This is a genomic window from Alkalihalobacillus bogoriensis ATCC BAA-922, from assembly GCF_000621445.1.
Lineage (GTDB): Bacteria > Bacillota > Bacilli > Bacillales > Bacillaceae_F > Bacillus_AO > Bacillus_AO bogoriense.
In genome coordinates this window covers 334,123-352,369 of the sequence record NZ_KK211277.1, presented here as the reverse complement: position 1 = coordinate 352,369, position 18,247 = coordinate 334,123, and the positions used below count along the sequence as shown (strand labels likewise).

General features: G+C 35.7%; 20 protein-coding genes and 1 pseudogene. 12 read left to right on the top strand and 9 right to left on the bottom strand.

Translation table 11 applies throughout. The features are described 5' to 3' along the window. Positions 1-252: 252 nt before the first annotated feature. Both rnjA and T323_RS0117575 read right to left on the bottom strand, forming a co-directional pair. A complete protein-coding gene (gene rnjA, locus T323_RS0117580) occupies positions 253-1,920 on the bottom strand; it encodes a ribonuclease J1 (protein WP_026674458.1) in 1,668 nt (555 codons plus the stop codon). Positions 1,921-1,923: 3 nt separating this feature from the next. Then, entirely contained in the window at positions 1,924-2,133 is a 210-nt protein-coding gene (locus T323_RS0117575) for a DNA-dependent RNA polymerase subunit epsilon (RefSeq protein ID WP_026674457.1), read from the bottom strand. A gap of 362 nt (positions 2,134-2,495) precedes the next feature. Between T323_RS0117575 and T323_RS0117565 the strand changes: the two genes are divergently transcribed. Continuing rightward, positions 2,496-3,263, top strand: coding sequence for a Cof-type HAD-IIB family hydrolase (locus T323_RS0117565; RefSeq protein ID WP_026674456.1), 768 nt, complete (start codon positions 2,496-2,498; stop codon positions 3,261-3,263). Between the two features lie 51 nt (positions 3,264-3,314). Here the strand turns inward: T323_RS0117565 and def are convergent, their stop codons facing one another. Together def and T323_RS29425 are read right to left on the bottom strand one after the other, a co-directional pair. After that, complete coding sequence (def, locus tag T323_RS0117560) at positions 3,315-3,860, bottom strand: peptide deformylase (protein ID WP_026674455.1); 546 nt, start codon at positions 3,858-3,860, stop codon at positions 3,315-3,317. Positions 3,861-4,031: 171 nt separating this feature from the next. Beyond that, a pseudogene (locus T323_RS29425) lies at positions 4,032-4,106 on the bottom strand (YjcZ family sporulation protein); the annotation flags it as partial. A 381-nt stretch (positions 4,107-4,487) separates the two neighbouring features. Here T323_RS29425 and T323_RS0117550 point away from each other — a divergent pair. From T323_RS0117550 to lpdA, 5 genes are all read left to right on the top strand, one after another. After that, positions 4,488-5,147 (top strand): YkyA family protein, encoded by a 660-nt coding sequence (locus T323_RS0117550; RefSeq protein WP_169737911.1) that lies wholly within the window; start codon positions 4,488-4,490, stop codon positions 5,145-5,147. 541 nt (positions 5,148-5,688) lie between these two features. Then, positions 5,689-6,729 carry a pyruvate dehydrogenase (acetyl-transferring) E1 component subunit alpha gene (gene pdhA / locus T323_RS0117545; RefSeq protein ID WP_084309324.1) on the top strand — a complete coding sequence of 347 codons (1,041 nt, stop codon included), beginning with the start codon at positions 5,689-5,691 and terminating at the stop codon, positions 6,727-6,729. Positions 6,730-6,732: 3 nt separating this feature from the next. Further along, positions 6,733-7,710: an alpha-ketoacid dehydrogenase subunit beta gene (locus tag T323_RS0117540; protein ID WP_026674451.1), complete on the top strand. Its 978-nt coding sequence runs from the start codon at positions 6,733-6,735 to the stop codon at positions 7,708-7,710. A 25-nt stretch (positions 7,711-7,735) separates the two neighbouring features. Then, a complete protein-coding gene (locus tag T323_RS0117535) occupies positions 7,736-9,016 on the top strand; it encodes a dihydrolipoamide acetyltransferase family protein (RefSeq protein ID WP_026674450.1) in 1,281 nt (426 codons plus the stop codon). Between the two features lie 3 nt (positions 9,017-9,019). Next, positions 9,020-10,429: a dihydrolipoyl dehydrogenase gene (gene lpdA / locus T323_RS0117530; protein WP_026674449.1), complete on the top strand. Its 1,410-nt coding sequence runs from the start codon at positions 9,020-9,022 to the stop codon at positions 10,427-10,429. A gap of 37 nt (positions 10,430-10,466) precedes the next feature. On the opposite strand, the gene T323_RS0117525 is transcribed toward lpdA, so the two are convergent. Both T323_RS0117525 and T323_RS0117520 read right to left on the bottom strand, forming a co-directional pair. Continuing rightward, entirely contained in the window at positions 10,467-10,850 is a 384-nt protein-coding gene (locus T323_RS0117525; protein ID WP_026674448.1) for a hypothetical protein, read from the bottom strand. A 260-nt stretch (positions 10,851-11,110) separates the two neighbouring features. Then, a complete protein-coding gene (locus tag T323_RS0117520) occupies positions 11,111-12,172 on the bottom strand; it encodes an FUSC family protein (RefSeq protein ID WP_026674447.1) in 1,062 nt (353 codons plus the stop codon). A 143-nt stretch (positions 12,173-12,315) separates the two neighbouring features. Between T323_RS0117520 and T323_RS0117515 the strand changes: the two genes are divergently transcribed. Next, positions 12,316-13,167, top strand: a complete 852-nt coding sequence (locus T323_RS0117515; RefSeq protein WP_026674446.1) for a polysaccharide deacetylase family protein — start codon at positions 12,316-12,318, stop codon at positions 13,165-13,167. 95 nt (positions 13,168-13,262) lie between these two features. On the opposite strand, the gene T323_RS0117510 is transcribed toward T323_RS0117515, so the two are convergent. Beyond that, positions 13,263-13,682 carry a DUF1885 family protein gene (locus T323_RS0117510; protein WP_026674445.1) on the bottom strand — a complete coding sequence of 140 codons (420 nt, stop codon included), beginning with the start codon at positions 13,680-13,682 and terminating at the stop codon, positions 13,263-13,265. Between the two features lie 174 nt (positions 13,683-13,856). On the opposite strand from T323_RS0117510, the gene T323_RS0117505 reads away from it, so the two are divergent. The 3 genes from T323_RS0117505 to T323_RS28500 all read left to right on the top strand — a co-directional run bounded on the left by T323_RS0117505 (position 13,857) and on the right by T323_RS28500 (position 14,998). Beyond that, entirely contained in the window at positions 13,857-14,306 is a 450-nt protein-coding gene (locus T323_RS0117505) for a hypothetical protein (protein WP_026674444.1), read from the top strand. Positions 14,307-14,407: 101 nt separating this feature from the next. After that, positions 14,408-14,704 (top strand): DUF3055 domain-containing protein, encoded by a 297-nt coding sequence (locus tag T323_RS0117500; protein WP_026674443.1) that lies wholly within the window; start codon positions 14,408-14,410, stop codon positions 14,702-14,704. Between the two features lie 168 nt (positions 14,705-14,872). Next, positions 14,873-14,998 carry a GapA-binding peptide SR1P gene (locus tag T323_RS28500; RefSeq protein WP_373279342.1) on the top strand — a complete coding sequence of 42 codons (126 nt, stop codon included), beginning with the start codon at positions 14,873-14,875 and terminating at the stop codon, positions 14,996-14,998. A gap of 126 nt (positions 14,999-15,124) precedes the next feature. Here the strand turns inward: T323_RS28500 and T323_RS0117490 are convergent, their stop codons facing one another. Then, positions 15,125-16,600 carry an aminotransferase class I/II-fold pyridoxal phosphate-dependent enzyme gene (locus tag T323_RS0117490; RefSeq protein WP_026674442.1) on the bottom strand — a complete coding sequence of 492 codons (1,476 nt, stop codon included), beginning with the start codon at positions 16,598-16,600 and terminating at the stop codon, positions 15,125-15,127. A 180-nt stretch (positions 16,601-16,780) separates the two neighbouring features. On the opposite strand from T323_RS0117490, the gene T323_RS0117485 reads away from it, so the two are divergent. Beyond that, a complete protein-coding gene (locus T323_RS0117485) occupies positions 16,781-17,047 on the top strand; it encodes a UPF0223 family protein (protein ID WP_026674441.1) in 267 nt (88 codons plus the stop codon). Positions 17,048-17,121: 74 nt separating this feature from the next. Here T323_RS0117485 and T323_RS0117480 read toward each other — a convergent pair whose 3' ends face one another. After that, positions 17,122-17,751, bottom strand: coding sequence for a YktB family protein (locus T323_RS0117480; RefSeq protein WP_026674440.1), 630 nt, complete (start codon positions 17,749-17,751; stop codon positions 17,122-17,124). 223 nt (positions 17,752-17,974) lie between these two features. Between T323_RS0117480 and T323_RS0117475 the strand changes: the two genes are divergently transcribed. Next, positions 17,975-18,163, top strand: a complete 189-nt coding sequence (locus T323_RS0117475; RefSeq protein WP_026674439.1) for a YkzI domain-containing protein — start codon at positions 17,975-17,977, stop codon at positions 18,161-18,163. Positions 18,164-18,247: the final 84 nt, after the last annotated feature.

Here is an 18,247-nt window from a genome sequence, read left to right as displayed (position 1 = left end):
CCCTGGAGAGAAGTGTCCAATAGAAGGCTTCTATCAGCTATGTTTGTTTAGTGTGTCATGAAAAGGAAAAGATACCTTTTGATTTAATGGATGGTGACGATCTGATGACACCAACAATGTTTTCCTGTGAAACTTGTGAAGGAGAAATGTATCCGGAGTATTATAAAGGGGTACATGGAGTAGAGTAGAGGCTTTCAGATTTGCAGAAAACAAAAAAGGACTGAGTGAGGTGGGTTCCTCACTCAGTTTTTCTTATACTTCCATAATAATTGGTAATATCATTGGTTTTCGTTTTGTTTTTTCATACAGAAACGGTCCAAGGGTATCTGAAATTTCATTTTTTATTTCTGACCATTGTGTCGTTTTTCTTTCCATAATAGTATCGAGATGGTTAGCTAACATTTTTTGTGCTTCTTGAATTAAGTCTCCTGATTCTCTCATGTAAACAAATCCTCTTGATATAATATCAGGTCCTGCCGTGACTTTAAATTCTTTCATATTTAAACTAACAACGACAACAACGAGTCCTTCTTCTGATAATATACGACGGTCTCGTAGTACGATGTTCCCGATGTCTCCAATTCCGTTTCCATCAACATAAACAGAACCTGATGGGATCTTCCCTGCTAAGTTTGCTTCATCACTTGTCATTGCGAGTATATCACCATTGTCCATAATAAAGGAATTTTCTTTAGGTACACCGCAATCCTCTGCTAGCTTTGTATGCATTTTTAACATACGGTATTCACCGTGGATCGGCATGAAGAACTTTGGTTTCATTAAACGTAACATAAGCTTTTGTTCTTCTTGTCCACCATGACCAGATGTATGAATATCACTGAGTGACCCGTGAATCACATCAGCACCTGCTTTGTAAAGTTGATTAATCGTTTTACTCACACTTAATGTGTTGCCTGGAATTGGTGAAGATGAAAAGACAACTGTGTCACCAGGAATAATTTGAATTTGACGGTGCGTTCCAAATGCAATTCTTGATAAAGCAGCCATTGGTTCGCCTTGGCTTCCAGTACAAAGAATTGTTACTTGGTTATCAGGTAATTTATTAATTTGGTTCGCTTCAATAAATGTATTTTTCGGAGCCGTAATATAACCTAACTCTTGTCCAATTGTAATAGCTGACTCCATACTGCGTCCAAAAATGGCAACTTTTCGGTCGTATTTTACTGCCGCTTCGATCACTTGCTGTAGACGATGGATATTGGAAGCGAAAGTCGCGAAAATAATTCGACCTTCTACTTTACGAAAAATGCCTTCAATACTATCGCCAACTCGTCGTTCAGACATTGTAAAGTCTGGAACTTCACTATTGGTGCTGTCTGACAAAAGGCAAAGTACACCTTCTTCACCGATCTTCGCCATTTTTGTCAAGTTTGCTGGCTCTCCAACAGGAGTGAAATCAAATTTAAAGTCTCCCGTATGAACGATCTTTCCAGGAGGTGTATTAACAACTATTCCATAAGCATCTGGAATGCTATGAGTCGTTCTGAAAAATGTGACCGAAGTTTTTGCAAACTTGATGATTTGGTCTTCTTGAAACTCAATTAATTTCGTTTTCCGTAAAAGACCATGCTCTTCTAATTTTCCTTTTAATAATCCTAATGCTAATTTCCCACCATAAACCGGAATGTTAACTTCTCTAAGTAAGTATGGGATGCCACCAATATGATCTTCGTGACCATGTGTGATAAAAAGTCCTTTAATTTTATCTTCATTTTTCTTTAAGTACGTATAGTCGGGAATAACATAATCGATTCCGAGCAATTCATCCTCTGGGAATTTTATCCCAGCATCAATAACGATAATTTCATCTTGGAATTGTACTGCATAGGTATTTTTCCCAATTTCACCGAGCCCACCTAGCGCAAACACAGAAACTTGGTTATTTTTAATTTGTTTCATGAATTATATCTTCTCCACTGTGAAATCTGGATTTTGTTGTTCATACTCTAAAAATGCACCTGAAATGGGTGTAACAAACTCAATATTATAATCCCGATCTTTTAATTTATACCGTACGTCTTCTTCTGATTCACCTTCAATGTAAATCGTTTTTGTGTTTTCACGAACAGGAACTTGATGGAAATTATCTTGAAAATAAACTTTGAAAATCATATGACCTCTCCTTAAAGCAAATATAGTTTCCTCAATTATATAGGAAATTGGATTGTTTTTCATGTTTTTATTTTTCTTAACAATTTTATCTTGTTCTATTCACGTTTTAAGGAGATTCTACAAACCGTTTTTTGGGAAGAAGGTCCCTGCAACGTTCAAGTAATTTTTTTCTCCACTTTTTAAGCATCCTTCTTGTCTCCTTTCATAAATTCTCCTTTGTTTTTCTTTAGTATTTGTAAAACTTTCGATTGTGTGCAAGGTAAATCTTGGCTGTTTTGCTTTTCATTCTTGAACGAATCCGTCATACTTATAGAGGAGTCATAAATAAAAAAAGGCTCTAAGGAGAAAAGGAGTGGAGAATGATGGAGAAGAAAATTGTGTTTTTTGATATTGATGGGACGCTGTATAATGACCAAAAAGAAATACCAAAAACGACAGTACAAGCCATTGAAAAATTAAAATCAAATGGAGTAGATGTAGTTATTGCGACAGGAAGGGCTCCATTTATGTTTGAAGAATTACGTAATGAATTAAATGTTTCGTCGTATGTCTCCATTAATGGTTCTTATGTTGTTTTTAATGGAGAGGTTGTTTATAAAAGAGCATTAGAACAAGTTAAATTACAACAATTAGAAGAAGAAGCAAACAACTTTAATCATCCGCTTGTTTATGTCCACCATAACCATCATTATTCTAACAACAAAGATCATCCATATATAAATAAAAGTATTGGCGAATTGAAAATCATTGAACCAAAATATAATCCAGATTTCTTTCGAACAGAAGAAGTATATCAAGCATTGCTTTTTTGTGAAGATGAAAGTCATTACGTGACAAACCATCAGGATTTTGATTATATTCGTTGGCATCGTTACTCCATAGATGTCATCCCGAGTGGAGGGTCAAAAGCTAAAGGCGTTGAAGTTTTGTTGGAAAAATTAGGTATATCTAAAGAGAATGCATATGCGTTTGGCGATGCTCTTAATGACCTTGAAATGTTACAATATGTAGGGACAGGTGTAGCAATGGGAAATGGTTGTGACGAAGTGAAGGCCATCGCTAATTACATTACAAAATCAGTTGATGAAGATGGAATTCATCATGGTCTTCAGCATTTTGGTTTAATTTAAGACAAAAAAGAAAGATCCAAAGGATATATTTTTTACCTTTGGATCTCTTAATTACATATTTGGAAGTTCTTTCTTGAATTTATCTTCTAATCCTTGAATTCGGTCATAAAACATAATGCCATTCAAGTGGTCAATTTCGTGTTGGAACACAATGGCTGGAAGGCCTTTTAATCTCCATGAAATATCTTGCCCTTCTAGAGTTGTCCCTTTCACAGTAATTCGTGCATAACGAGGTACAAGGCCAGGTACTTCTCTATCAACAGATAAACATCCCTCACCATTTTCAAGATGCGTTTCTTCCACTGAATGACTTACGATTTTGGGATTGAAAATAACAGCACTTATCAAATCCTCTCTTTCATCTGGAACATGAACAGCAATTATTCGTTTGCTAATTCCAATTTGTGGAGCAGCTAGTCCAATTCCTGGGCGTAGCCCATATTTGTCAGCAATTTCAGGATTCTGGCTATTTATCACAAATTCAATCATTTTTTTAGCGATTTGTTTATCTTCGTCTAAAGCGGGAAGAGGTACTTCTTTAGCAATCTTCCTTAGGACAGGATGACCTTCACGGACAATATCTTTCATCGTTAACATAATGTTTCACTCCTTAGCACAGCTGCACTTATCTATTATCATAACTAGTATAACTAAGTATAACAAAAAAAGGTATAGAAAAAACGGGAGCTTTCACTCCCGTTTTATATATTTTAAATTATATGATAAAAGGAAGGCGTCCAGCATATAAGCTGGACGTCAATACGTGACTTATGCTCCGAAACGAGAAGCTCCAACAATGATTAATAAGATGAAGAGTACTACGATTAAAGCGAAGCCTCTTCCGCGACCTGCAACTGGTGCAGCAGCTGGAGCAGCAAAAGTTGGTGCACCATATCCATATCCACAAGGGTCGTAGCATCCTGTTTGAGCAAATCCATATCCGTACATAATCTTATGACCTCCTTTAATGTTTCATCGCTTTTGTTGCGCGATACATTAATACTCTATGCATCCAGGGAAATAGTGGTTGGATGGATGCCTAGTTTTAAAAAAAAAAATGAAAAACTTAATTGTTCTCTATAAATTTCAAGTACTATTCTTTTTATTATGAAAATATATATGGTAATGTACAAGCTTATTTTAAAAATAACTATTGTCAAGTTCTTAAATATCGTTTAGTGTTTTACTATACATAATGTGAGGGAGAATCTAGGAGGTATGAACGTGAGAAAAGGGAAAAAGCTATTCCTCTTTAGCTTATTATTGAGTATAAGTTTCGTTATGGCAGCTTGTGGTGCTAATCCTGCTGAGACGATGTACGATCATTTAGAAGAAGCAGTCGCACTTGAAGCAGGTTTTGAAAGTCAGCAAAAACCATTAGTAGAAGCAGAGCAGAAGGAACATGAAATTTATGAGCAAATTATTGAATTAGGCATTAGTGAGTTAGATGATATTATTGCTCTTTCTGATCAAGCGATTTTGATTGTAGATGAGCGGCAAGAAATGATGAACATTGAAAAAGAAAGTATTGAAGCAGGATATGAAGAGTTCTTAAAAATTGAAGAGCATATTGAAAAGCTAGAAGATGACAATGTAAAAGAAAGTGCTCAAGGATTATTAACAATTATGGAAAATCGTTATAATTCTTATCAAGCTCTTTTTACTGAATATGATAAAGCACTGAATCTTGACCGTGAATTATATGAGATGCTAAAACGAGAAGATGCCGATATTGATGAATTGCAGGAACAAATCGATAAAATAAATGCATCATATGAGATTGTCGTCACATTAAAAGATGAATTTAACGAATATACAGAGCAATACAATGAGCAAAAACGTGAATTTTATGAAAAAGCAGAACTAAATGTTGAGTATGAGTAAAAAAAGCCAGCTAAACGAAAAATTTTAGCTGGCTTTTTTCATGGTAATGAGCTTGAAACTGTATTAATCCATAAAAATATTGATATATAACAGCGAATTTTGAGATTGTGAAAATTACTAAGGTTCTTTTTTTTTTGTTATATATATAGCAAAACGATTGACGAAGTTTAGTAATGTGATGTAGACTAATCATCGAATGTATTTATTGTATTATTTTTAAAATAATATGACTAATACAGTTGAAAATCATCAGGTGTTTTCAAAGGAACATGCGAGGTTTTACATTGCCATTGATATGGGAATCATCATACATGTAAATATGAAAACAGTTGAGTAGCGTGTTTATGTGTAATGTTAGGGTTAAAGATGGGTATTCTATTAAAGATTGCATAAACAGCACTGAGTTAAAAATCGAAAAAGCGGAAAATCTAACGTCTTTTTCAAACAGAAAACAATATGTAGTTTTATATTTTTAAATGGAAAGGAAGAGGTGAAGGTAGTGAGTACGAAAACTTTAAATCAAGTAGAAGAACAATTTGAAATGTTCCAGATTTTAAATGAAGAAGGCGAAGTAGTAAATGAGGGTGCTTTGCCAGACCTTACCGATGAGCAATTACAAGAATTAATGAGAAGAATGGTGTATACACGTATTTGGGACCAAAGAGCAATTTCATTAAATCGACAAGGACGTCTTGGATTCTATGCACCTGTTGCTGGACAAGAAGCATCTATGCTAGGATCTCAATTTGCGTTAGATAAAGAGGATTGGATTTTACCTGGATACCGTGATATTCCACAAATCGTTTTCCATGGTCTTCCTTTATACCAAGCATTTTTATATTCAAGAGGACATTTTCAAGGTGGACAAATTCCTGAAGGTGTGAATGTTTTAATGCCTCAAATTATCATTGGTGCACAAATCGTACAAACAACAGGAGTAGCTCTTGGACTAAAGAAAAAAGGAAAAAGTAATGTTGCGATTACATATACAGGTGATGGTGGTGCTTCGCAAGGGGATTTCTACGAGGGAATGAACTTTGCTGGCGCATATAAAGCTCCTGCTATATTCGTTGTACAAAACAACCGCTTTGCGATTTCCGTACCTGTTGAAAAGCAATCTGCTGCGAAAACTATTGCTCAAAAAGCAGTAGCTGCTGGTATTGAAGGTGTTCAAGTAGACGGAATGGACGTTTTAGCTGTTTATGCAGTAACAAAACAAGCGAGAGAGCGTGCTTTAGAAGGTGTTCCAACATTAATTGAAACAATGTGTTACCGTTATGGTCCGCACACAATGGCAGGGGATGACCCTACAAGATATCGTACGTCTGATTTAGACAATGAGTGGGAAAAGAAAGACCCTCTAGTTCGTTTCCGTAAGTTTTTAGAAAAGAAAAAATTATGGAATGAAGAATTAGAAAATGAAACAGTTGATAAAGCAAAAGAAGATATTAAAGATGCAATTAAAAAAGCTGATGCAGCACCTAAACAAAAAGTAACTGATTTAATCGGTTTTATGTTCGAAGAACTTCCACATAACCTACGAGAGCAAATGGAAGAATATACAGCAAAGGAGTCGAAATAAACGATGGCGCAAATGACAATGATTCAAGCCATTACCGATGCAATGCGGAATGAGCTTAAAACAAATGAAGATGTTCTTGTTTTTGGTGAAGATGTAGGTCTTAATGGCGGTGTATTCCGTGCTACGGAAGGCCTTCAAAAAGAATTTGGTGAAGAGCGTGTATTTGATACACCGCTAGCTGAATCTGGAATTGGAGGATTAGCTATCGGTTTAGGCTTAACGGGTTTTCGTCCAGTTATGGAAATTCAATTTTTTGGGTTTGTTTTTGAAGTGTTTGATTCAGTAGCAGCTCAAATGGCACGTATGCGTTACCGTTCTGGTGGAAAGTATCATTCGCCAATTACTGTTCGTTCTCCTTTTGGTGGTGGCGTTAAAACTCCTGAACTTCATGCGGATAATTTAGAAGGTCTTGTTGCTCAAACACCTGGTTTAAAAGTTGTTATTCCTGCAACTCCATATGATGCAAAAGGGCTGTTAATTTCAGCGATTCGTGATAACGACCCTGTTGTGTATTTAGAGCATATGAAGCTTTATCGTTCATTTAGAGGAGAAGTTCCTGAAGGTGAATATACAATCCCATTAGGTAAAGCTGATATTAAACGTGAAGGAAAAGACATTACAATCATTACATACGGTGCAATGGTTCATTCTTCACTAAAAGCAGCAGAAGAACTTGAAAAAGAAGGAATTGATGCGGAAGTTATCGACTTAATGACGATTAGCCCGATAGATATTGATACGATTATATCTTCAGTTGAAAAAACGAACCGTGCGATGGTTGTCCAAGAAGCACAAAAACAAGCGGGAATTGGTGCAAATATCGTTGCAGAAGTAGCAGAACGTGCAATTTTACACTTAGAAGCTCCGATTTTACGAGTAGCTGCTCCGGATACTGTGTTCCCATTTGCTGCAGCTGAAGATGTGTGGCTTCCTGATTTCAAAGATATCGTAGAAAAAGCGAAATATATAGTAAACTTCTAATAAAAATATAAAGGAGGCTTTTAACGTGCCATATGAATTTAAACTTCCAGACATTGGTGAAGGTATTCACGAAGGCGAAATCGTGAAATGGTTTGTCAAAGCTGGTGATGAAGTTAAAGAAGATGATATTTTACTCGAAGTTCAAAATGATAAAGCGGTCGTAGAAATTCCTTCTCCTGTAGATGGAAAAGTGCTTGAAGTAAAAGTAGAAGAAGGAACCGTATCTACGGTTGGAGACGTTCTCGTTACGATTGATGCACCTGGGTTTGAATCTGAAGCAACAGAAGAAACACCTGCTGAAGAACAACCAAAGCAAGAAGAAAAAGCAACAGCACCAGCTCAAACAGAGCAAAAATCGTCAGATAATGAAGATGATGATACACGTGTCATCGCGATGCCTTCTGTGCGTAAATATGCTCGTGAAAAAGGGATTAATATTAAAAATGTAACGGGAACGGCGAAGAATGGCCGTATTACAAAAGAAGATATTGATAACTTTATTAGTGGCGGTGGACAAGAAGATCAACCAGCTGCTGCAGCAACAGAGCAACCAAAACAAGCAGCATCTTCAAGTAAAGCAACTCCACAAGCGATTCCTCAAGGGGAACTTGAAGAACGTGTTCCATTAAAAGGAATCCGCAAAGCGATTGCAAATGCGATGGTTAACTCGAAACATACAGCTCCACATGTAACTCATATGGATGAAGTTGATGTGACAGCTCTTGTTGCGCACCGTAAACAATATAAAGAGGCAGCAGCACAAAAAGGAATTAAGTTAACTTATTTACCTTATGTCGTTAAAGCTCTAACAAGTGCATTACGAGAATATCCAGCATTGAATGCTTCAATTGATGATGTAAATGAAGAAATCGTCTATAAAAAGTACTTTAACATTGGAATAGCAGCAGATACGGAGCAAGGACTTGTGGTTCCAGTTGTAAAAGATGCTGATCGTAAATCGGTTTATATGATTGCTCAAGAAATTGGCGAATTAGCTGTAAAAGCTCGTGATGGCAAACTAAGCCCAGCTGAAATGAAAGGTGGAAGTTGTACGATTTCCAACTTAGGTTCAGCTAGAGGTCAATGGTTCACACCGATCATTAACCACCCAGAAGTGATGATTTTAGGTGTAGGTCGTATTGAGGAAAAGCCTGTAGTTAAAAATGGAGAAATTGTTGTCGCTCCAGTTTTAGCATTATCAATTAGCTATGACCATAGATTAATTGATGGTGTGACAGCTCAAAATGCATTAAACCATGTGAAGCGTTTATTAAATGATCCGCAATTATTAATAATGGAGGGATAATCGATGGTAGTAGGAGATTTTCCAGAAGAAGTTGATACGCTCGTCATCGGTTCAGGACCTGGTGGATATGTAGCAGCCATTCGTGCTGCTCAACTCGGTCAATCGGTTACAATTGTTGAAAAAAGTGAATTAGGTGGGGTATGTTTAAATATTGGTTGTATCCCTTCAAAAGCATTAATTGCTGCTGGTCATCGTGTTCATCATGCTAAGCATTCTGATGATATGGGGATTACAGTTGATAATGTATCTGTAGATTTTACGAAAGTACAAGAGTGGAAAAGCTCGGTCGTTAAAAAATTAACGGGTGGAGTTGAAGGGTTACTGAAAGGAAATAAAGTCAACATCGTTCGCGGTGAAGCTTACTTTGTCGATAATACAACAGTAAAAGTTATGGATGAAAAACATTCCCAAACGTATAAGTTTAAAAATTGTATTGTTGCCACAGGTTCAACACCAATTGAATTACCGACATTTAAATACAATGACCGTGTATTAAATTCTAGTGGTGCTCTTGCTTTAAGAGAAATTCCAAAGAAAATGGTTGTCATTGGTGGCGGCTATATTGGAATTGAATTAACGGGAGCTTATGCGAACCTAGGTACTGAAGTCATTGTTCTTGAAGGTGGGAAACAAATTGTTGCTGGCTTTGAAAAGCAAATGAGTCAGCTTGTTTCCAGACGATTGAAAAAAAGTGGCGTTGTTATTCATACAGAAGCTTTAGCAAAAGGTGTAGAAAAAACCGAAAACGGTGTGAAAGTCACGTTTGAAGTTAAAGGAAAAGAAGAAGTGGTTGAGGCAGATTATTGTTTAGTCACTGTAGGTCGTAAACCAAACACCGATGAGTTAGGTTTAGAGCAAGCCGGTGTTGAATTAGATGAGCGTGGATTAGTGAAAGTAGATAAACAATGTCGCTCAAGTCAATCTAATATCTATGCAATTGGTGACATTATTGCTGGACCACCACTAGCGCATAAAGCATCATATGAAGGGAAAATCGCGGCAGAATCCATCGCTGGTGAAAAAGCTGAAATTGATTATTTAGCCATTCCAGCTGTTGTATTTTCTGATCCTGAGCTTGCTAGTGTTGGATATACAGAGAAAGAAGCAAAAGATGCTGGGTTTGAAGTAGTAGCTTCAAAATTCCCATTTGCAGCAAACGGACGTGCGCTTTCCTTAAATGAAACAGATGGATTTATGAAATTGGTAACAAGAAAAGATGACGGTTTAGTGATTGGGGCACAAATTGCTGGACCAAATGCTTCTGATATGATTGCGGAGTTAGGATTAGCGATTGAAACAGGGATGACGGCTGAAGATATCGCATTAACGATTCATGCTCACCCATCACTAGGAGAAATTACAATGGAAGCAGCAGAAGTTGCGTTAGGAACACCAATTCATATCGTAAAATAAGAATAAAGAGTCGGTATTGCATCGCAATGCCGACTCTTTACATTTGTTGAGGTACAATTGAATTTAATTTATTTAAAATGTCATCTTTGCCATGATGGCCTTCTATCCGCAGTTCTACAGTTTGTCCATCAATGACAAGTAATGTTGGAAATTCAGTAATTTCGAAATATTGAATGATGTCTCGCTCATCTTCGTAAACAATCGTTAAAGGAAGATCATAATCTGGATATAATTGTTGAAACTCAAGTAAGGCATCATAAAAACTAGACTCATTTTGAATCGTATGATTATTGGAAAATAAAACGGTAATCATTTGTTCTTCTTCATTTTCAAAAGGATAATTTGTTACGGCTTCGGTAGCCCAGCATCCTGATGTTAATAGGAAGGAGGTTAAGATTAAATATGAAAGTTGTTGTTTCACTCTCTTGGTCACTTCCTTTATGTAATGATTCGCTTTCAATTATTTTACCATGTCAAATATAGGTTGGAACATTAGTAACAAAATTGTAATCAAAAAGAAATCAAATCTAAAAATACGAATAATGAAATGAATTCCTCTTTTATTAGACGAAATAAGGAAGGAAAAAGTTTCAAAAAAAAGAAAAGATGTACAAAAAGATTCTATCTAATCTTTTGTACATCCTATCAGGAAGGAATTTGCAGGAAGAGGGGAAAAGGATTTTAATCATATTGCACTCTTTTAGCAAAAATATATTTTGGATATGTCGCATGGCTTTCCGAAAAAATCCGTTCTTTTTCAGTGATGGACGCGACTTCTTGGGTTAATTGGTATATTAAAATTAATTCATAATACACATTGGCGATCGTGTTTGGTTGTTCATCTACGAGATGACTAGTGTTTGAAAGCTGATTTTGTAATTGAGCAATAATGATTGTATGGTTTCTCGTTAATTTATGGTACGGATCTTTTAACATTGTGGATAAATCAGAACCAGCAGAAGAAAGTAAAGCAATGTCGTCCTTTGCTAATTCACTTGACTGAATATTGACATATGATAAACTGCCTAAGTGGAAGATAATTTGCTGTAATAACGTTAACTTTTGTTGTAAAAACTCAAAGGAACGCTTTTCATTATCATTAAATTTCCGATATTTCCACTCGTCCTCTTGAAATTGAGTAAGTTGGATAGCCTTTTCAAGTTCCTGGGTTAAAGAGCGGTAAATAGAATGATGGATTTGATTTGTTGTATCTGTTAATTGTTGGACAATGGAACAACATGTGTTTGCGACCTCATCATATAAGTAATCAACTTTTTTTACAACGAGCGGGCCAAATTGAGGCGGTAATACAACAAAGTTTACTAATGTTGAAACAATGATCCCAATCGTAGTACCCGATAGTCGCATCATAAAATCAAATGTAAAACTGTCACTCGTACCTGGAATCATAGCAACAGCCGTTAACGTCGCAACAAGTGTACCCGTATCTAATTTTAACTTGGCACAAGTCATAATAGTTAGTATAGAGACAATCGCGTATGTCAAGGCAGAGTGCCCTAATAACATGTCAAAAATAATGGCGAATAATGCGCCAATGGCAGCGGCAGGGAGTCGTATAACCCCTTTTTTTATTGAGTCAGCAGCCGTTGGTTCTGTTGTTACAATGGCAGTAATAATGGCGAATACAACGGGTAAGTCAAGTAGCTGACAAATCGATGCAGTTACAAATACAGCTAGTCCAGTTTTAAGAACTCGTCTTCCAAACCATTTTGTAATATTCATGTTTCCCACCTATTGAAAATGCAATTATTTCTAGTATGGACGAATGGAATTTGAATATGCATAAAACTACATAATGTTACCACTTAAAACATGAGGTAAGATGGTTACGATATAAACAAATGCAATGGAAAGGGATGTTACTAATGAAACGAACGATTGTCTTTATGGCTCTTGTTTTTATAGTCATTGGATGTACATCCGAGCCTAATGAAGTTGCAGAACAGGAACAGTTCACTTCCCAACAACAAATTCAACAAGAGAATCAAGTTTTTACAAGTGAAAGAAACAAATCGGAAGGAAAATGGGATTCTGAAAAGAATGGGAGAAAAGAAAAAACGGCAGAAGAAGAAGAGGAGGAAGAATCTGAGGTTGAAGCTTCTTACGAGCTCAATGAAAATATATGGATCACTCCAATAGATAATGCCAATGAAAAGGTGTTATTGTTAACGATTGATGATACACCACATCAATACAGTATGGAAATGGCAGATACGTTAAAAGAACTTGGAGTACGAGCTATCTTTTTTGTTAATGGTGATTTAATCCAGAGTGAAGAAGGAAAAGAAAAAATAAAGCAGCTGGATGAAATGGGGTTTGAAATTGGAAACCATACAATGAGTCATGTGAATTTAAATGAAATTTCAGCAGAAGAACAACGAGCAGAAATTAAAGAGTTAAATGCGTTAATTGAAGAAATTACGGGACAACAACCAAGATTCTTCCGAGCTCCTTACGGAAAAAACACAGATATCTCTAAAGAAGTTGTGCAAGAAGAAGGAATGCAATGGATGAACTGGAGTTATGGGTATGATTATTTTACTGAATATCGAGAAGCTAGTGCACTTGAAGAAGTAATGGTCAACGCCCCTGAATTGACAGATGGTGGGAATTTATTATTACATGACCGAGAATGGACAAATAAAGCCTTGAAAAATATTGTAACTAGGCTCCAAGACAAAGGATATCAATTTGTAGACCCACACGATATTCGGTAAACAATAGAAGAAAGGCTGGGACACAAAGAGCTTTATAAACGATATGTATTGCGTTTTTAGCTTTTTATTGTGCCTCAGTCTTTTTATGTTTATTTTTATCTTTTATAAAAGTACATCGTCCGTTCGTTAAATAATTGAACTTCAGCTTCTAATTTTTTTCCGAGGAATTTAACAAACTCATTTGCTTTCCCTTTGTCACCGTGTGTTGCTCCTTCTGGTAACGTCACTTGAATATATGCCGTTTGGCTATCAGTATCAGTTTGCTCCGTTCCGACACCTAAGACAATGTATTTATATCCTGGTACAGTTCCTTTCAAATAGAACCAGTGTTCATCCCCATCAGGTGATGGTGTTATTTCATAGGGAAATGCGGCTTGACCATACCCCCATGCAAGTTGGTCACCAGTTTTACTTGTAATCGTCTTATAATATGTAAAAATATCTTTTAATTCGTCTAATGTTATCGTTTGTTGTTTAGAACGGCTAACGAGTTTAATAAAAGCATGGTTTGACATGTATATACACTCCAGTCATAAAACGTTTTCATCTTTTTTTATCTTAGCATTCTGATAGACTAAATGACAACAAAAAGGAATGCTAACATCATTTTAACATAAAAATAATAGAGGTAATGAAACTTATATACATACAAAAACGTATAAACAAAAAAGAGAAATAGGGGGGATGACATGGATAAGTCACAATTTCTTGACGAATTACGGTTAGAAGTTGGATTAGTTTTTGACTATGCCAAAAATATTAACGAATTTTACAGTGGAATCGTTCATGCGATAGGGAATCATGCAAAAAGCGAGATGAGTGTAGCTATATTTATTGTAAAACAAGAGTCTTTTGTTCTTTATGAATGTATTGGTCATTGTCCATACCCTCCTATTGAAGCGTTTGGGGAAGGACAATTAAGTTTATGTGCGATACGAGGAAAAGAGACGGTTTTCTTTGAAGAAACAGAAGAAAGAATGTTGACTCCATTTTATTCAGGTCATCATTTATTAGGGATTCTTTATATTTGTGTGCCATCGTTTAATTATTCAGTGAGTGAAGATGATTTAGTATTTTTACAGGAAGTATCCAACTTTATGACAAATAAACAAACACAATTTAAACGTTATAATTATTAACGTCACAGCTTTGTCATCGTTTTGTTAAGGAAATAGGGTTGCTAATTCGGAATTTTCTTACTATAATTGTAATAAGCGTCAGAAAAAAAGGAGGTATTCATATGAATTTGTTTGAGCGTTTATACGATGAATATGAAAATGTGAAAGTGCAATTCATTGGATTCACAACCGACGATGTTCGCTATGATTTTGGGATTGTTTATACAAACATGTTCTTTGGGAAGCCTCTTGTGATTTGCATGCAAACAGGAAGATCTTCATTATTATGTGCTGAGGATGTAAAAAACGTGGAACATCTTCAACGAGTATTTCATATTAAAAATAAAAAGGAAGCCGAGGATTTATCGATATTTTTTGAAGAAACGCTTCCAAATATGCCGATGGAACCACAATATTAAAATGGATAAACGCATCATAGATGCGTTTTTTGTTTGTCTTTTTTTCTGTTTTAGCTTCAATGTGTCAGAAAAATAACCTAATGTGTTATACAATTTAACCATTGACATCTCGAATGTGATATATTATATTTAAATCACGGAAATATTAAAACGCTTTCAAAAAGGGAGATGACGGTTGTGGGAATTATTGTATGTCAAACTTGTAATAAAACGATCGAACACATTCCTTCAGAAAAAGTCATGACGCTTTATGCCAAAGGGAACGATTGTCAGAAATGTAAAAATAAAAAATAGAACACGAATGAAATTAGGAGTGGAAACAAAAAAAGACCGACAAAACTTTGTCGGTCTTTTTAAACATATAAGAAAGCATAAAACTTTTGGTTTTGTAGTGAAGCCTTGAAAGCTAACGATTAACAATTATCGGATTGCATGATGTTCTTTAATAACTCTTAAAAATTGAAATTCTTGGTCTTCGGGTCCTTGTACAGGTAAGCCTGCAGCTAAGTTTTCTTGAATATAATCAATATTTTCTTTTGTAATAATTTCTCCAGGAATTAAAATTGGAATCCCAGGTGGATAGACCATAATAAATTCAGCAATAATTCGTCCAGCAGATTCATGAAAAGGAACAATTTCTGTTTCAGAATAAAAAGCATCTCTCGGTGAAAGAGCTAACGTTGGAATATCAGGCACATTGACTTCAGCTGTGTGTCTTAATTCAATTTGATCTTGGTGAAGCTTCGATAATTCTCGTAACGCGTTGACTAACGTTGTTGTTTCAGCTAGCGTATCACCAAATGTAATAATACATAAAATGTTATATAGGTCTGAAAGTTCTACTTCAATATTATATTTTTCACGAAGCCATACTTCAACATCATACCCCGTTATGCCTAAATCTTTTATGGAAATGATTAATTTCGTTGGATCAAAGTCAAATGCGGCTTTTGAACCGACAATTTCGGGTCCAACACAATAAAGGCCAGGAATTTCGTTGATTTCCTGTCGTGTTCTGTTTGCTAATGAAATCGACTCACTTATCATCTCATGTCCTTTTGTCGCTAATTGCTTTCTAGCGACATCTAAGGAAGAGAGCAAAAGATAAGAAGTTGAAGTTGTTGTCAGCATACTTATAATGGCTTGTACACGTGTTGGGGAGATTAACCCTTCTTTTACATTTAAAACGGAACTTTGGGTCATGGAACCACCTAGTTTATGTACACTTGTAGCCGCCATATCTGCTCCTGCCTGCATAGCTGATAACGGAAGGTCTTCATGGAAGTGAATATGAACACCATGTGCTTCATCAACTAATACAGGGACATTATAACGATGAGAAATGTCAACAATTTCCTTTAAATTGGCGGAAACTCCAAAATAAGTTGGATTAATGACTAATAAGCCTTTTGCATCAGGATGTTGTTCTAATGCTTTAGAAACGGCATCTGTTGTAATTCCGTGAGAAATTCCTAAGTGATTATCGAGTTCTGGGTGAATGAATATAGGTGTCGCCCCTGAAAATATAATGGCTGACATGACTGATTTATGAACATTTCTTGGTACGATGATTTTATCTCCCGGACCACAAACACTCATAATCATTGTCATAATAGCCCCGCTTGTTCCTTGAACAGAAAAAAAGGTAAAGTCCGCACCAAATGCTTTGGCTGCAAGCTCTTGGGCTTCTTTAATCATACCGTGAGGATGGTGTAAATCATCCAATGGGGTAATATTAATTAAATCTATAGATAATGCATTTTCACCTATAAACGTTCGAAACTCGTCGTCCATTCCATTCCCTTTTTTATGTCCTGGAATATGAAATTGTATTGGATCCTTTTTTGCATGTTCTCGAACACCAGTAAATAAAGGAGTTAAATGCTGTTGGGACATAGTCGTCACCTCTTCTTAAGATAATAGTCAAAATCACATATAGTAAAACAAGAATGAGTATATCAAATTCATTGTTAAATTCAAATAGATTTTTCCTCTTAGTTTGTTCTTTCTTTTCATATCTTATAAAATAGAAAAGTAAGAATTGATATATTTGTTTAGAAAGAGAGGCTATTTTACATGAATATGCCGATTTCGTTAGATTGGAGCAAAGAAGAAGTAATGGATGTTGTTGCCTTTTTCCAAGGAGTGGAAAAAGCGTATAATGAAGGAGTTGAGCGGGAGGAACTTTTACGGTTGTATCGACGTTTTAAAGAAATCGTCCCTTCTAAAAGTGAAGAAAAGCAACTATGTAAACAATTTGATGAAGAAGCGAAAGTATCTTGTTTTCGGGCAGTAAAAGCAGCGAAGGAAAAAGCGAGTGACCTGAAGATAAAAATGAAGTGAGTGTAACAAAGATATATAACTGAATGAAAGGAAAACAAAGCTGTCGATACAATGTCGACAGCTTTGTTTTTGTTTTAATAAGAAAAAGCTTTTTTGTAAAGGGGGATAAGTGTTTCAAATGTTGACTTTGCTTTTTCCAGAAACTGTTCGCCATCCTGTAAGATGGGGTCATCTGCTTTAATATGTTGCCCGACTAGAAACTCTGCCTTCTTTATATCGCGGAAACGAACAAGTGCTTCATTTAAGCCCGTTTCCCCCATCGTTTGGAAAGAGTGAGCCTCTTTTTTCATATGGTCAAGGGAAATAACATAATCGTCTGGTATCGTTGATTTTACAGTATCAAAATCTTGTAAAAACTGTTGCGCAATTTCTTTTTTATTTGGCATTTCATATATAAAAGCAAGCCATAAAAAGACATGGTCATCAAATAAACCAACTTGAAAATGTGGGTGCTTTTTATAACCGCGTTTATCGTGACAAATAGCTAACCACGTATCTTTAGGTGGATTCACAGTTCTGCGTGCATGTTTTGCAATATGAAGATGCATTTCATTGCCTGCTAACATGGCGATGTCATCTGATAGTATAGCCCCTATTTCTTTGAATTTTGGCTGAATCTGTTCGCGAATTCCTTCCATTCTTTCTTCAAGACCCTCTGTTAAAAAAACTGAAAAGTCATTTTTGTTAAATCCAGAAAACGACATTTCTCCACATCCTTTTTAATTTTTTTTCTAGTGTACCATACACCAACTTATTGTCATAAGCATATGCTATAAGGGAGAAAGAGGAAAAAGAAAAAAAAATCGTAGCGTTTCAAATCATAAGTACATATGATATAATAAGTAAAAGTATCTGAATATTTCAAAAAAACAACATCCTTTACTCAAGTGCTTCGTAGATAATATGTTATAAGGAGTGTGGGTTACCATGGAACAAGTAATACAAACAGTGAATAAAACGGATGCAGAAAAAAGAATACCAGTTCTTCGTTTGGAAATTGATTATGAATTGGCGACACTACACGATGCCATGTTATCAGAGGATTTACAAGCGATGAATGAAAGTAAGAAAAAATTAGAAGTTCTCCGAAAAGAATTTCTTGTTTTAAAAATGTAATCGTTAAGCAGGCCAGTTGGCCTGCTTTTATTTTTTTTGCTAATTCTTTCCTTAAGTCGAGAAGTTATGTCATAATATATCCTA

Bases quoted from the DNA above. Each gene is read 5' to 3' on its own strand.
- T323_RS0117510 (WP_026674445.1), bottom strand. From the start codon at position 13,682: ATGTCAAACCATGCTTTTATTAAACTCGTTAGCCGTTCTAAACAACAA.
- T323_RS0117575 (WP_026674457.1), bottom strand. From the start codon at position 2,133: ATGATTTTCAAAGTTTATTTTCAAGATAATTTCCATCAAGTTCCTGTT.
- T323_RS0117485 (WP_026674441.1), top strand. From the start codon at position 16,781: ATGAATATGCCGATTTCGTTAGATTGGAGCAAAGAAGAAGTAATGGAT.
- rnjA (WP_026674458.1), bottom strand. From the start codon at position 1,920: ATGAAACAAATTAAAAATAACCAAGTTTCTGTGTTTGCGCTAGGTGGG.
- pdhA (WP_084309324.1), top strand. From the start codon at position 5,689: ATGTTCCAGATTTTAAATGAAGAAGGCGAAGTAGTAAATGAGGGTGCT.
- def (WP_026674455.1), bottom strand. From the start codon at position 3,860: ATGTTAACGATGAAAGATATTGTCCGTGAAGGTCATCCTGTCCTAAGG.
- T323_RS0117520 (WP_026674447.1), bottom strand. From the start codon at position 12,172: ATGAATATTACAAAATGGTTTGGAAGACGAGTTCTTAAAACTGGACTA.
- T323_RS0117515 (WP_026674446.1), top strand. From the start codon at position 12,316: ATGAAACGAACGATTGTCTTTATGGCTCTTGTTTTTATAGTCATTGGA.
- T323_RS28500 (WP_373279342.1), top strand. From the start codon at position 14,873: ATGACGGTTGTGGGAATTATTGTATGTCAAACTTGTAATAAAACGATC.
- lpdA (WP_026674449.1), top strand. From the start codon at position 9,020: ATGGTAGTAGGAGATTTTCCAGAAGAAGTTGATACGCTCGTCATCGGT.
- T323_RS0117540 (WP_026674451.1), top strand. From the start codon at position 6,733: ATGGCGCAAATGACAATGATTCAAGCCATTACCGATGCAATGCGGAAT.
- T323_RS0117490 (WP_026674442.1), bottom strand. From the start codon at position 16,600: ATGTCCCAACAGCATTTAACTCCTTTATTTACTGGTGTTCGAGAACAT.
- T323_RS0117500 (WP_026674443.1), top strand. From the start codon at position 14,408: ATGAATTTGTTTGAGCGTTTATACGATGAATATGAAAATGTGAAAGTG.
- T323_RS0117480 (WP_026674440.1), bottom strand. From the start codon at position 17,751: ATGTCGTTTTCTGGATTTAACAAAAATGACTTTTCAGTTTTTTTAACA.
- T323_RS0117505 (WP_026674444.1), top strand. From the start codon at position 13,857: ATGGATAAGTCACAATTTCTTGACGAATTACGGTTAGAAGTTGGATTA.
- T323_RS0117565 (WP_026674456.1), top strand. From the start codon at position 2,496: ATGGAGAAGAAAATTGTGTTTTTTGATATTGATGGGACGCTGTATAAT.
- T323_RS0117475 (WP_026674439.1), top strand. From the start codon at position 17,975: ATGGAACAAGTAATACAAACAGTGAATAAAACGGATGCAGAAAAAAGA.